Raw genomic sequence first — 13,563 nt, 5'->3', positions numbered from 1 at the left:
TCAATCTCATCAATATTGCCAAAATATTCCCTAGTCAAAATCAAAAAAAATTTATCGCTGTAAATAATATAAATCTCCAGATAAAAAAATCAGAATTTTTTTCCATACTCGGTCCGTCTGGATGTGGTAAAACTACCACATTAAGAATGATAGCTGGTTTTGAAATTCCCACATCTGGAGAAATTTATATTCAAGACAAATTAATGGGAAATAGTCCGCCATTTCATCGCCCAGTCAATACAGTTTTTCAGAATTATGCTTTATTTCCCCATCTCACAGTGGCAGAAAATATTGCCTTTGGATTAGAAATGGAAAATCTCCAGCGCTCAGAAATAAATCGTCGGGTAACTGATACTTTGGCTCAAGTAAAATTAATAGATATGGAAAAGCGTTATCCCCGACAATTATCTGGTGGGCAACAACAAAGAGTCGCCTTAGCAAGAGCATTAATTAAACAACCAGCAGTATTATTATTTGATGAACCTTTGGGTGCTTTAGATTTAAAATTACGCAAAGAAATGCAGTTGGAATTAAAACAAATGCAGCAAAGGTTGGGTATTACTTTTATATATGTTACTCACGACCAAGAAGAAGCTTTAACTATGTCTGACCGGATAGCAGTTATGCACCAAGGAGAAGTTTTACAAGTAGGAACTCCGGTGGAGATTTATGAACAACCAAAAACTCGTTTTGTAGCTGAATTTATTGGGGAAAGTAACTTTTTAACTGGGCGAATAACTGCACATCAAGAGGATAAAAGTTTGGTCTTAATAGATGAATATTTGCCCTTATTAATACCCTCCGTTAATCATCTGCCAATAGATACAATTATTACCTTAGTTGTCAGACCAGAAAAAATAGAAATTTCCCCGCCAACTTTCACAGCAGAATCTGATTTTTATGGGATAATAGAAAATTTAGTTTATATTGGTACAGATACTCGTTATGTTGTGCGCTTAACTGATAAAACTAAAATAGTTATCCGCAGACAAAATATTAATCCTTTTCATCTAAATCAATATGCTATTGGTGAGAAAGTTAAAGTTAATATTCCGGTGGAAAATATTAGTGTTTTAGCAGAAAAATTGTCAGAGCAAGAAAGGTTAAAGTTAGGGAAAAATTAGCAATTATTCTTAGCTAAATGGTAAATAGAAAACTATCATCGGATGATATNAACTAAAATAGTTATCCGCAGACAAAATATTAATCCTTTTCATCTAAATCAATATGCTATTGGTGAGAAAGTTAAAGTTAATATTCCGGTGGAAAATATTAGTGTTTTAGCAGAAAAATTGTCAGAGCAAGAAAGGTTAAAGTTAGGGAAAAATTAGCAATTATTCTTAGCTAAATGGTAAATAGAAAACTATCATCGGATGATATGGGTATTTATGAGCGATCGCTGCTGGAAATTCTTGGCAGTCTAGGCATAACTAACTTCAATATTGGTAACAAATCTTGGGGTTATCTCGTCTGGTGGCGGACACTCTTCGAGATATAGTCTTGTTGCTTCTTTAAGATTTGCTAGTGCTTCTTCAATTGTGGCACCTTGGTCAAGTGTACCAATTTCAGGACATTCAGCTATATACATATCCTCTTCTCGGTAAACTATGGCAGTAAAGCTTTTTGTTTTCATGGGCATTTTTTGGGAACTGGTTTTGTTTATGGTAGGATACTTCAAAGGAGCAGTTTTGGCAAGGGAGGAAGTGGGAAGCGATAGAACTCCGTTCTGCTGACGCGTTTCGCTGGGCGAGATGAAAGGCGGAGCCTAGCGGCAGCGATATCGCTCTTCTGTGCAGAGGATTCTTTTTGGGAGAATAAGATTTTACCATCAATATTAGCAAAAGCAGTAGTGGACTGTTTCAGCTCAAACTGTGCAATAGATTTTTGTTTCTAGGTACCTTTTTCTCCCCACCCTCCCTACACTTCCGACACTCCTAATCTAACGCACCATTTTAAGATGAAACAATCCAGTAGGGTGCGTTACATTTCATTAACGCACCACCCAAAATGTTTCAGTGCGTTACGCTTTCCTGCGGAATGTTGCGCATTCATGTCGGCTCTTAGCCGAAACGCTTTTTCCTGACGGAATGCTCCGCAAACATGTCGCGTAGCGTTTAGCGTTCCGCAAAACTTTCCGTTCCGGAATGCTCCGCAAACGTTAACGCTGCGCGAAATGAAAAACGGAGTGATGCGACAGCAAAACACACCCTACTTAGTCATCATCATCATCGTCATCATCATCATCATCGTCGTCATCATCGTCATCATCATCATCGTCGNTTCCGGAATGCTCCGCAAACGTTAACGCTGCGCGAAATGAAAAACGGAGTGATGCGACAGCAAAACACACCCTACTTAGTCATCATCATCATCGTCATCATCATCATCATCGTCGTCATCATCGTCATCATCATCATCGTCGTCATCATCTGAAGCTAACTGAAAATTAATTACACTTTCATCTTGGTGGGTAATAGATATAGCATCAAAATCATCATCGTCATACTCTCCCTCTACTATTACTTCTTCTCCCACTAATAAATTCGTGAGTTTCCCATCATCAAGATAGACTAAAATTTTCCCCGTATCACCATCAAGCATAAATTCATCGCTCGAAATTTCTATCACTTGTCCAGAAATAGTCACATTGCGATCGCGTTGTAAATCTCCAATAGTAGTTTTAGCAAGACTGGGCCTAGAAATAATAATCCCCATCCCTAGAGTTATTATTGTGATTAAACTTTTTTCTATCCTACCAGCTTTAATAAAATTCATAGTAATCATCCTTTGATAAATGCTTCAAAAAAGTATATACATCAACTGCCAAGGCAGTTAGGAAATATTATAGCTCAAATCTACAGTTAAACTGTAGTCTTCCCATAAAAAACCCTTACCAAACTTCTGTCAAATCTAAAATAAACCCAGGCAATACATCTTCTCCAGATAATACCATTTCTCAAAAACTTTTCTATATTTGATTGAAGTAGGGGAGTGTAGGGACGTTCCATGCAACGTCCCTACAAACAAGAATAATTAATGCTAAAATTGCTCTTTTCTAACAAAAAAAGTAATTATCTTAGTTTAATTACTTAATAACTGAAGTTTTATCCAAGTATAGCGTTAATGCATGAGAATTGGTATAAACTATTAGGATTATCCAATATTTCCACTTCCTGATTTTGCCCATAAATCTCTACTTTGCGGTTTTTACTATCAATTAACAAACCTAATATTGCACCATTTTACTGATATCCTTTAATCTTTTTTTGTAACTCTAAAATAGTATTATTTTTAGAACGTAATTCTACTACAAAATCGGGACATAAAGGCGCAAAAGTTTCTTGTTGTTCGCTAGTTAAAGCATCTCATTTTTCCAGTTTTACCCAAGCAGCATCGGGGGAACGACTACTACCATTAGGCAAATGAAAACCACTAGAAGAATCAAAAGTTTTTCCCAATTTTGTTTGATAGTTCCATGACCAAAGTTGTCCTGTAATACTTGAGTTTCGATTTCCCGTACTGCTTCCTGTCGGTGCCATAACAATTAATTCTCCTGTGGCAGTTCTTTCTAATTGTAAATCTCGGTTAACCAGGGCTAATTCAAGAAATTGTTCGTGACTAATTTTCAGGTTAATTTCTTTGGGAATATTAACTGCTATTGTCTGAATTAAATTAGTTGTAACCATAGTTTTTTAATATCATATTAAGATAATTACTTTTGTTTGTAGTTTGGCTTTAGCCCGAAAAATAATTAATATTAAACCTCAATAAAGTCTTTGTTTATAGTTAGGCTTTAACCCGAAAAGTAATTAATATTAAACCTTAAGTAAACTCTTTTATTATAATAGGATACTTAGGATTGGGCTAAAGCCCAACTACGAACATAATTATATTAAATTTTCAAATAATTCTCGAACTTTTCCCGCAATTGTACAACACTCAAATCCTGCATCCAATACTCAACCAAAGCATGACCAAACGCCCAAGCGTTACGGTCTGGTGAAGAGGGATTTTCTAATAATAAAGGCCATAATACTAACAGGTCAAAATTACCCAAATTATTATCCCCACTCAATAGAGAAAACAAATCATAAGCCATCTGTAATTTACCAATAACTACAGGCAACTCTTCTACAGGAATTTTTTCTGCTAGTATATAAGCTAAAGTTGGGGAACCTGTTGTCAAAGTAGAAATAAACTGCAATACCGGACTTTTCAACAAAGCAGTTAATCCCTGAGTAGTTGCCATTTGAAAAGTATAACGATCTATAATTTTAGCTGCTGCGAGACTACGAGCTTCGCGATCGCGTAAAAATCTAGCTAGACGTAATTGTTTTGCAGGATCAATAGTTTCTACTAAAGACAAAGAGATAGCATCAACATTCCAAGCATTTCTATTACTTTTAATATCTGCCGTCACAACAGGCAAAACTTGATTACAAAAATCTCCTAATATTTCTATCCGATATTGAGTCGCCTCCCGAATAGATTTTTCCTTAGCACGTTTCCCAAAAACCCACTCATAAGGTGGTTCCCATTCCCGCATCGGGCGTAAACGGTCAACTTGCGTCATCATCACAATAGTTGGCAAATCTTTAATTTCCCGTTTCATATCTTGGAGAAAATCTACATCCATTTGCAACGCGGGGTCGAGTGCAGGGGTAACTAACAACAATAAATCTGCTGTTTGAGCATAGTCAAGCACTAATTTTCGTAAGTCAGTGCGGTTAGCTTGTTCGTAACCAGGAGTATCCCAAAGATTGAGAATTTCTCCCATTTCCGTTTGCCACTGATAATTTTTAATTTCATCCGTACTCGGCAACACATCGACTTCGGCGCGATCTGCTTCAAATAGAGTATTAATTAAACTACTTTTACCTGCTCCCGTGCGCCCCACCAACAAAATATTCACTGGTTTTTGCTCCACAATTTCCGCAGGTTCAGCTTTTGCCAGAATTTGCTCCAGGGTTTGAGTTTCTGCTTTCGGGAGACTCGGAGTCGGAATAGCAGAATCAGAAAATTCTAAGTTGCTACCTCCATAGAGAGCGATCGCCTGTCGAGATAAATTTCGTAACGCCACTTCCCGTAATNCCCGTGCGCCCCACCAACAAAATATTCACTGGTTTTTGCTCCACAATTTCCGCAGGTTCAGCTTTTGCCAGAATTTGCTCCAGGGTTTGAGTTTCTGCTTTCGGGAGACTCGGAGTCGGAATAGCAGAATCAGAAAATTCTAAGTTGCTACCTCCATAGAGAGCGATCGCCTGTCGAGATAAATTTCGTAACGCCACTTCCCGTAATATTTGACTAAAATTGAATAATAATTGCTGGTTTGCTTGTTCGCTGTAACGGCGACTAGCAACTTTAGCTGCTGCTGCTACAGGGTTAAGTAACCATTGCGCCCAACCCCAAGCTTGGAAAAGTTTTCGAGCTGAGGGTTCTAATTTGCGGTAAATTTCATATCCCTGATATGCTTGACCAACAGTTATTTGATTCAGAGTAGGGGATAATTTTTGCATCCATCTGTCTACGTCATCAACAGTACCTCGAATTAAACCGTAAGCTTGAGGGATGTAAATATTGAGTAGGGGATATTTGACTTCGGGATGGTAAGCATTTGCAACGGCANGTTTTCGAGCTGAGGGTTCTAATTTGCGGTAAATTTCATATCCCTGATATGCTTGACCAACAGTTATTTGATTCAGAGTAGGGGATAATTTTTGCATCCATCTGTCTACGTCATCAACAGTACCTCGAATTAAACCGTAAGCTTGAGGGATGTAAATATTGAGTAGGGGATATTTGACTTCGGGATGGTAAGCATTTGCAACGGCAACTACCACTTCTTGGCAACGCTGCCAGAATATTTGCCAGTCTTCCCAGAATGGGGGATCGTTACGACATGATTTGAGAATTTCTTGCAGGGTGGTTTCTAGTTGTTTAGTAGTTTCGTTTTCTATGGGTGGGGTTCTCGTGTTATCTGTGGTAGGAATTTGTTTGTTAACTTCTGCTATTACCTCTTCCATTTGTGTAACTGTAGGTCGAGTCCATTTGACCAGCAACCAACGCCACCCCACAAACACAAGGGCGAATATTCCCCATATCCAGTTGATACCCCAACTATTGATTTGTCTACCAGCGGATATCATTAGGAAAGCGACTACAGCAAGCGGGGGAATAGCGAGCATTGCTAACTGCCATTTTTTTAGTTGTATCATGTTGTATATATAAGTTAGTCTATATAATAAGTTTAGTAGTAGTCCAGTAGGGTGCGTTAGGCGCTTACTAGAAACTACGGTTGAGCTGTCAAATATTATATTGCGCCGTAACGCACCGTTGAACACTGGGGTAGTTTTACCATTGAGGCGGTGCGTTACATTTTATTAACGCACCCTACAAAAACTAGCTACTATATATGATATTATTTTCAAATAAATTCTGTCTAACAAAAGTTATGAATGTTGTTGATACGCTCTGATTTCTTCAATACTATAGTTCTGGTTGTGGAGATTATACCCAAGAACGTCATCAGTGGTTAGATAAAACTTCATTAGAGGAGGTTCTGACTTCTATGAAACAGCAAGCAGAAGAGGATAATAACCAGTACGATGAAATTATTGAGTGAAAAAGAATGAAGAAAATCAATTGCAGGAGTTATGTTAGGTGTTTCAATCCCTAATAGGGATTTTAGCTAGTTTAAACTATATTTCCAGCACAACTCTACCAGCACTACCGTGTTTCAATCCCTAATAGGGATTTTAGTTAGTTTAAACCTAAAATTCTCGCCAGGCTTGTCGATATATTCATTGCTGTTTCAATCCCTAATAGGGATTTTAGTTAGTTTAAACNATGTTAGGTGTTTCAATCCCTAATAGGGATTTTAGCTAGTTTAAACTATATTTCCAGCACAACTCTACCAGCACTACCGTGTTTCAATCCCTAATAGGGATTTTAGTTAGTTTAAACCTAAAATTCTCGCCAGGCTTGTCGATATATTCATTGCTGTTTCAATCCCTAATAGGGATTTTAGTTAGTTTAAACGGATCGCCGACAGCAGGTAGCGTTCTTGAGATACTACCAGCGTTTCAATCCCTAATAGGGATTTTAGTTAGTTTAAACAGAAACGTATCGTTTGATACGGAGTCACTTATAGTAGTTTCAATCCCTAATAGGGATTTTAGTTAGTTTAAACTCTTCGTAAGTTTCAATGTCAATTTCTCCGGCATCTGTTTCAATCCCTAATAGGGATTTTAGTTAGTTTAAACTGTCGCGGATTTTATAATAAAGAAGGCTGGCAAAGTTTCAATCCCTAATAGGGATTTTAGTTAGTTTAAACAATAAAAAAAATGATGGAGGGTGACTACCAAAATCTATTGTTTCAATCCCTAATAGGGATTTTAGTTAGTTTAAACTCTCATATCCAAAAAGTGCATTAGCGAGCGCATATTAAGTTTCAATCCCTAATAGGGATTTTAGTTAGTTTAAACATTAGTTAAAAATATTTTTGCTCTTTGCCAAATTGTTTCAATCCCTAATAGGGATTTTAGTTAGTTTAAACTAAACCTTTAAAAGTAATTTTTTCCTGCGATAATGATTGTTTCAATCCCTAATAGGGATTTTAGTTAGTTTAAACTCATTCCAGCAAAGAGGATAGTCTACTTTATAAGGTTTCAATCCCTAATAGGGATTTTAGTTAGTTTAAACCCATTAACTATATACCTGTGCCCTGCAACAGGTGCGTTTCAATCCCTAATAGGGATTTTAGTTAGTTTAAACCCTTTAATATGTCGCGTTCACCAGTGAGGTAGGAAAGGACACGTTTCAATCCCTAATAGGGATTTTAGTTAGTTTAAACGGATGGTAAGCAGGACTATGGAGTAAAGCCTTGCTTTGTTTCAATCCCTAATAGGGATTTTAGTTAGTTTAAACTTTCCCTATTACTGTCCTTTGGGGCAAAAGTGGGAGCGGTAAGTTTCAATCCCTAATAGGGATTTTAGTTAGTTTAAACGTTGCTTGTGAAGCTTTTGGGGTTCCTATTCTAGCTGCTGAGTTTCAATCCCTAATAGGGATTTTAGTTAGTTTAAACGAGCATTTAGATATTAATCCATTTTCGATAGAGGGTTTCAATCCCTAATAGGGATTTTAGTTAGTTTAAACGGTCTAATATTGTTAGTTAGCATGATGCTTTTTTGTTTCAATCCCTAATAGGGATTTTAGTTAGTTTAAACCTCTCTGTTGCTTATAAAAGTATTTTTTTTGTTTGTTTCAATCCCTAATAGGGATTTTAGTTAGTTTAAACGATTGAATCAGTCATGGATAGAGAGTTAAAAATCAAATCAGTTTCAATCCCTAATAGGGATTTTAGTTAGTTTAAACTTTATTATGATGATTTCTGTAACAAATATTGGTTCGTTTCAATCCCTAATAGGGATTTTAGTTAGTTTAAACTTACCGAATCTTTAATATATCTGATGTCACTGTAGGTTTCAATCCCTAATAGGGATTTTAGTTAGTTTAAACTCGCCATTGTCGTCGGCATCTCTGAACGCTTTTTTGTTTCAATCCCTAATAGGGATTTTAGTTAGTTTAAACTAATATTTCGGAAAAAGATAGGTGAGGTAAGTTGTTTCAATCCCTAATAGGGATTTTAGTTAGTTTAAACGTTACCCACAAAAACAGTCAGCAGTCAGTCACCTAATTTAGTGTTTCAATCCCTAATAGGGATTTTAGTTAGTTTAAACTTAAACAAGACAAGGAACTACTAGATGGAGATAGTGTTTCAATCCCTAATAGGGATTTTAGTTAGTTTAAACTAATTTTTCTTCAATTAGGTTGGCAACATAAGCAGGTTTCAATCCCTAATAGGGATTTTAGTTAGTTTAAACCCTCGCAATTCATCGCAAGTTAAGAATAATTGCAGCACAGCAAGTTTCAATCCCTAATAGGGATTTTAGTTAGTTTAAACTGCAGTGTTAGTAGCAGAATTTATTAGTGAAAATTGCTTGTTTCAATCCCTAATAGGGATTTTAGTTAGTTTAAACTTTTTGCGGTAATTTGGTTGGCTCATTTAAAATGTGGTTTCAATCCCTAATAGGGATTTTAGTTAGTTTAAACAATTAAGTTAGGTAAGGTAAGTTATACCATCTTTGTTTCAATCCCTAATAGGGATTTTAGTTAGTTTAAACTCTTTTTTCAGAATTTAATGAAATAATTAAAATTAAAGGTTTCAATCCCTAATAGGGATTTTAGTTAGTTTAAACGGCTGTTTAAATTGTTATGCAGAGCGATTGGCTGTTTCAATCCCTAATAGGGATTTTAGTTAGTTTAAACAAAACCTTTGGATGCTCGAGAAGCTTACTTTACGTTTCAATCCCTAATAGGGATTTTAGTTAGTTTAAACTTTATCCAAATCCTTATTGGCAGAAGGTGGGCAGGCGTTTCAATCCCTAATAGGGATTTTAGTTAGTTTAAACCATCAACTAAGCAAGGATAGGCTTGATTGCTGTTTCAATCCCTAATAGGGATTTTAGTTAGTTTAAACCAGCACATTGTATAGGAGATATTCTATGTAGGATAGTGTTTCAATCCCTAATAGGGATTTTAGTTAGTTTAAACGTATGGTCGGCTTTGATAGTTTGTTCTGGTTTAGTTTCAATCCCTAATAGGGATTTTAGTTAGTTTAAACTTTACGCTGACGTATAAGGTCATCATCAGAGATGTCGTTTCAATCCCTAATAGGGATTTTAGTTAGTTTAAACAGCAGGGTTTTGGAACCCAGTCCATATTTAATTTTCAAGGTGCATTTGCGCGGGACATGAGTAAATATAGCATTTCCAGTCACAGCTTGACAAGAGGCANCATCAGAGATGTCGTTTCAATCCCTAATAGGGATTTTAGTTAGTTTAAACAGCAGGGTTTTGGAACCCAGTCCATATTTAATTTTCAAGGTGCATTTGCGCGGGACATGAGTAAATATAGCATTTCCAGTCACAGCTTGACAAGAGGCACTCCAAAAAAAACGCCACAAGCATTGCCACATAAAGATTTGGCAAACTGCGCGAATCCCCTGAACAACCCTATATAGTTCAAACCTTTCCCCAGACTCAACCTCAGCCATTTTGTTGCACCTCCTCTCTTGTACAGCTACCCATCCGCGCAAATAACCTAATCTGACTAGCCCAATAATTAAAAAATGGCCTATTTTAGACTTTTAACTTCTAAATTCTGAATTCTAAATTCTAAATTCTAACCCCAGTCTTCCACCTCATACAAAAAACGAGTCCCACCAATCAACTTCCGATTCACCGACGTACTCTGCACAAACACCATATATTTCTCCAAATTATTAGGTTTAATTCGCACTGTCGCACCATGAGGCAAACCCAACATTTCCCGTGCAGCTTCTCCCTCAAACATATCTCCAGTAGCTCGAACCATTAAAATAATTTCCTTTTTTACCCTGAATAGTTTCTGTCTTTGTAAACTCATAAAAACCACGCTCTTTATTAAAATTCAAACCATTTTCTAACACAAAACTTTTAATCGGTTTATTCTCATCCACCTCCAAAACTTGGAACCTTCCTGGCGTAACTGCTCGTAAATCTGCCGACTCATAAACAGTCGTTTATTCCCGGTTTAACATAGTATTAAAAATCTTACTTAAACCACGACTCATCCGCCCATTTTCCACAACTTCCTGTTCATAATTTTGTAATTTTTCGTCGGAAGATTGTTGATAAAAAACTGCTAAAAATAAATCGTTAATATAAGCAAATTGGTCTAATTTTACATGAAAACCACCAGATTTTTCTGCCAATTCTTGATAAAATTTTGTGGCATGACGACGGTTTAATGCTTGGACTCCATATACAGCTACCCCCATATCTGATAATTTATTCAGCTGTTTTCGCCAATTTAGCCTTTGGGGATTTTGAGCTGGTGGATGAGGAATATCATCTCCAATTAATACTAAAGATTTAGTCGCCCCACTCGTCCAATTCAAAGATTTAGCTTCATGTAATACTAATTCATAACATTCTGACGCATCTCCTCCACCTGTTCTTTCTACCTTTTCCACAAAATTACAAATACTATCTATATTTTGGGATAATTCTAAATGTTTAGTCACATAAGTAGAGCCGCGATCGCAATAATCTCCATGGGCAATTATTCCAATCCGAATACCAGGAATTTCTGAGATTAATCTAGTTACGGTACTTTTGATTTTTCGACGTACTTGAGTTAGGCAAGGATACATACTCCCAGTCGTGTCAAAACTGAAAACTACTTCTATATTATTAGTCATATTTTTCTCTCCGGTTTTTGACAAAAATTCCATAAAAAGTTCCTCGGTTTCAGCTTGAAAATTAGCTGTCACCAGTCAGATAAATTAGTTAGTTTTGAAAGCTTTCTTTTGTTTCCTATATATATATTTTAGCTAATGTTGAATAAAACATCAATAGAAGATATAAAAAAAATTAACTTTAGGGGGGTGTGAAGCCAGAAGTCAGTAGGGGCGAATGGCCATTCGCCCCTACATTAATTTAACAGGGAAACCCGCCCCTACTATTGCAACATTTTAGGCGTGTCACGCGACTACAATAATTTCAAAACCAATAATTGCTCAAGAGGACAAAATAATTGACAGAAGAACGTGCCTATTGGTTAGCATGGGCAAAAATTAGCGGTATAGGTCCAATTGCCCTCCAAAAACTTAAACAACAATTCGACTCCCTGGCCAGAGCTTGGACAGTAACCCCGGCAGAATTAGGCCAGATATCAGGATTTGGCCGTCAGAAAATAGAAAAAATAGTCCAAGAGCGATCGCGTATCAACCCAGAAGAACTCCTCAAAGAACACATTGAGAAAAATCCCAACTTTTGGACACCAGCAGATCCAGACTATCCCCGTCTCCTCCAAGAAATTCCCACACCTCCGCCCGTACTATATTATCGAGGCATAGTAGACTCTCAAGAAATATTAGGTATTACCCCCACAGTTGCGATAGTCGGTACCAGAGAATCTTCCGAATATGGTCGTCGTTGGACTCGGAAAATAAGTACAATTTTAGCAAAAAGTGGGTTTACAATTGTTTCGGGATTAGCAGCAGGAATTGACACGGAAGCTCATCGTGCTTGTCTAGAAGCGGGGGGTAGAACTATTGCTGTCTTCGGAAACGGGGTTGATATGGTTTATCCCAGGGAAAATAAAAGTTTAGCTGAACAAGTCGTTAAACAGGGATTAGCTGTTAGTGAATATCCCGCAGGAACGAAACCAAATTCTAAACATTTTCCCCAACGAAATAGAATTATTGCGGGATTAAGTAGAGCAATTTTAATTATGGAAGCTCCGCAAAAATCTGGAGCTTTAATTACTGCAGATATAGCAAATGAATTTGGTCGAGATGTGTATGTTTTGCCTGCTCGTTTAGATGACGAAAAATCTCATGGTTGTTTACAGTTAATTAATAAAGGTGCCGAGGTAATTCCGATTACTATGGATAAATTATTAGAAATGTTAGGAGCAATGCCACCTTTAGATATTGATGTGGGAGAATCTTCGGAACAATTATCTTTATTTAAGGAGAAAGAACAGACTTCTATGCCAGATTTAGAACCCATGTTAGCTAATATTTTTCAACATATTTCTAGTGAACCTATTCTCTTAGATTTAATTATTCAAAAAACAGGTTTATCATCAGGGGAAGTTTCTAGTTCTCTCCTACAATTAGAATTATTAGGATTAGTGACTCAATTACCAGGAATGCGTTATCAAAAGAATTAAAAAAGCGGTTAGCTATCAGCTATTAGTTAATTGCTTTTAGAGCAAGAATTAGTTTTGAGAAGTTTAAAATGATTTGTGAAAAAAAATGTAGGGGTTTGGTCTCCAAATCCCACTTTAGTTTGGGTTTGTCAACCAAACCCCTACGATAAAATCTTACAACTATATAAGACTGCTATAACTAAATACTTACAATAATTATCTAATATATTTGCTATTATTCCTTCTTTCTTCTTCCTTAATAAATATGTTGAATCTAAAATTATTACCATATTTTCCCTTATTCCTTCTTCCTTCTTTCTTCTTCCTTCTACCTGCAACTGCTATACCTAAAGTTATTTTTCCTACCTGTCCGAGAAGTTCAATTCCCGAACTACCTAAACCTCCTTTATCCCAAACTAAACCAAGTATTCCTAGTCTTTGGTTAACTAAAGATTTTTTTGGTTCTGAACTTCTTGAGACTTGGTTTGTTAACCCCGATGATACATGGGTAATTTTAGTAGTAAATCAATTAACTTGGCAAAAGCAAGAATATATGGATATTTATAAATTTATCAATCATTTTGGCAGCGTAGCCAGAGAATATGGTTATAATTTACAAATATGCCAACTCAGTCAAAAAAAACCAATTGCTGCTTATTTTTGTGACTTTGAAACTGCACCATTAAAATGTAATGTTGAAATTCAATCTAGATTTGGTAGAAGTTTATTTAGTCTACCCAAAGAATTTCCATTTCCCACCACTAAATAGGGTTTGCTGAAAAGGTCTTTTTTCAAGAGTAGGGG

General features: G+C 36.4%; 8 protein-coding genes, 2 pseudogenes and 1 CRISPR repeat array. Of the genes and pseudogenes, 3 read left to right on the top strand and 7 right to left on the bottom strand.

The annotated features are described in order from the left end of the window. Window positions 1-8: 8 nt before the first annotated feature. Complete coding sequence (locus tag AFK68_RS30295; RefSeq protein ID WP_143438444.1) at window positions 9-1,124, top strand: ABC transporter ATP-binding protein; 1,116 nt, start codon at window positions 9-11, stop codon at window positions 1,122-1,124. Between the two features lie 296 nt (window positions 1,125-1,420). On the opposite strand, the gene AFK68_RS30290 is transcribed toward AFK68_RS30295, so the two are convergent. The 7 genes and pseudogenes from AFK68_RS30290 to AFK68_RS42865 all read right to left on the bottom strand — a co-directional run bounded on the left by AFK68_RS30290 (window position 1,421) and on the right by AFK68_RS42865 (window position 11,302). Further along, on the bottom strand, window positions 1,421-1,639 hold the full coding sequence (locus AFK68_RS30290) for a type II toxin-antitoxin system HicB family antitoxin (protein WP_246844555.1): 219 nt from the start codon (window positions 1,637-1,639) through the stop codon (window positions 1,421-1,423). A 716-nt stretch (window positions 1,640-2,355) separates the two neighbouring features. Further along, entirely contained in the window at window positions 2,356-2,775 is a 420-nt protein-coding gene (locus tag AFK68_RS30285; protein WP_143438443.1) for a hypothetical protein, read from the bottom strand. A 329-nt stretch (window positions 2,776-3,104) separates the two neighbouring features. Then, window positions 3,105-3,686: pseudogene (locus AFK68_RS30280) on the bottom strand (Uma2 family endonuclease). A 206-nt stretch (window positions 3,687-3,892) separates the two neighbouring features. Then, window positions 3,893-4,897 carry a GTPase family protein gene (locus AFK68_RS30275; protein WP_371357620.1) on the bottom strand — a complete coding sequence of 335 codons (1,005 nt, stop codon included), beginning with the start codon at window positions 4,895-4,897 and terminating at the stop codon, window positions 3,893-3,895. A gap of 194 nt (window positions 4,898-5,091) precedes the next feature. Then, window positions 5,092-5,625, bottom strand: a pseudogene (locus tag AFK68_RS47005) (GTPase); the annotation flags it as partial. 1,230 nt (window positions 5,626-6,855) lie between these two features. Then, a CRISPR array of direct repeats spans window positions 6,856-9,755; the repeat unit is 37 nt; unit sequence GTTTCAATCCCTAATAGGGATTTTAGTTAGTTTAAAC. A 487-nt stretch (window positions 9,756-10,242) separates the two neighbouring features. Beyond that, entirely contained in the window at window positions 10,243-10,434 is a 192-nt protein-coding gene (locus AFK68_RS42870) for a hypothetical protein (RefSeq protein ID WP_246844554.1), read from the bottom strand. A 187-nt stretch (window positions 10,435-10,621) separates the two neighbouring features. Further along, the gene (locus tag AFK68_RS42865) at window positions 10,622-11,302 is read right to left on the bottom strand and encodes a vWA domain-containing protein (RefSeq protein ID WP_246844553.1); all 681 of its coding nucleotides are present in this window, start codon (window positions 11,300-11,302) and stop codon (window positions 10,622-10,624) included. A 335-nt stretch (window positions 11,303-11,637) separates the two neighbouring features. Between AFK68_RS42865 and dprA the strand changes: the two genes are divergently transcribed. After that, complete coding sequence (gene dprA, locus AFK68_RS30250; RefSeq protein WP_094677639.1) at window positions 11,638-12,780, top strand: DNA-processing protein DprA; 1,143 nt, start codon at window positions 11,638-11,640, stop codon at window positions 12,778-12,780. Between the two features lie 244 nt (window positions 12,781-13,024). After that, complete coding sequence (locus AFK68_RS30245) at window positions 13,025-13,528, top strand: hypothetical protein (RefSeq protein ID WP_094677637.1); 504 nt, start codon at window positions 13,025-13,027, stop codon at window positions 13,526-13,528. The last annotated feature ends 35 nt before the right edge of the window (window positions 13,529-13,563 follow it).

The organism is Hydrocoleum sp. CS-953 (assembly GCF_002260545.1).
Classification (GTDB): Bacteria; Cyanobacteriota; Cyanobacteriia; order Cyanobacteriales; family Microcoleaceae; genus Trichodesmium.
Note: the sequence above shows the minus strand (reverse complement) of the source record. Positions and strands in the feature narration are given on the sequence as shown.

Excerpts from the sequence above, each read along its gene's own strand:
- AFK68_RS30285 (WP_143438443.1), bottom strand. The coding sequence starts at position 2,775 with ATGAATTTTATTAAAGCTGGTAGGATAGAAAAAAGTTTAATCACAATA.
- AFK68_RS42870 (WP_246844554.1), bottom strand. The coding sequence starts at position 10,434 with ATGGTTCGAGCTACTGGAGATATGTTTGAGGGAGAAGCTGCACGGGAA.
- AFK68_RS42865 (WP_246844553.1), bottom strand. The coding sequence starts at position 11,302 with ATGACTAATAATATAGAAGTAGTTTTCAGTTTTGACACGACTGGGAGT.
- AFK68_RS30290 (WP_246844555.1), bottom strand. The coding sequence starts at position 1,639 with ATGCCCATGAAAACAAAAAGCTTTACTGCCATAGTTTACCGAGAAGAG.
- AFK68_RS30245 (WP_094677637.1), top strand. The coding sequence starts at position 13,025 with ATGTTGAATCTAAAATTATTACCATATTTTCCCTTATTCCTTCTTCCT.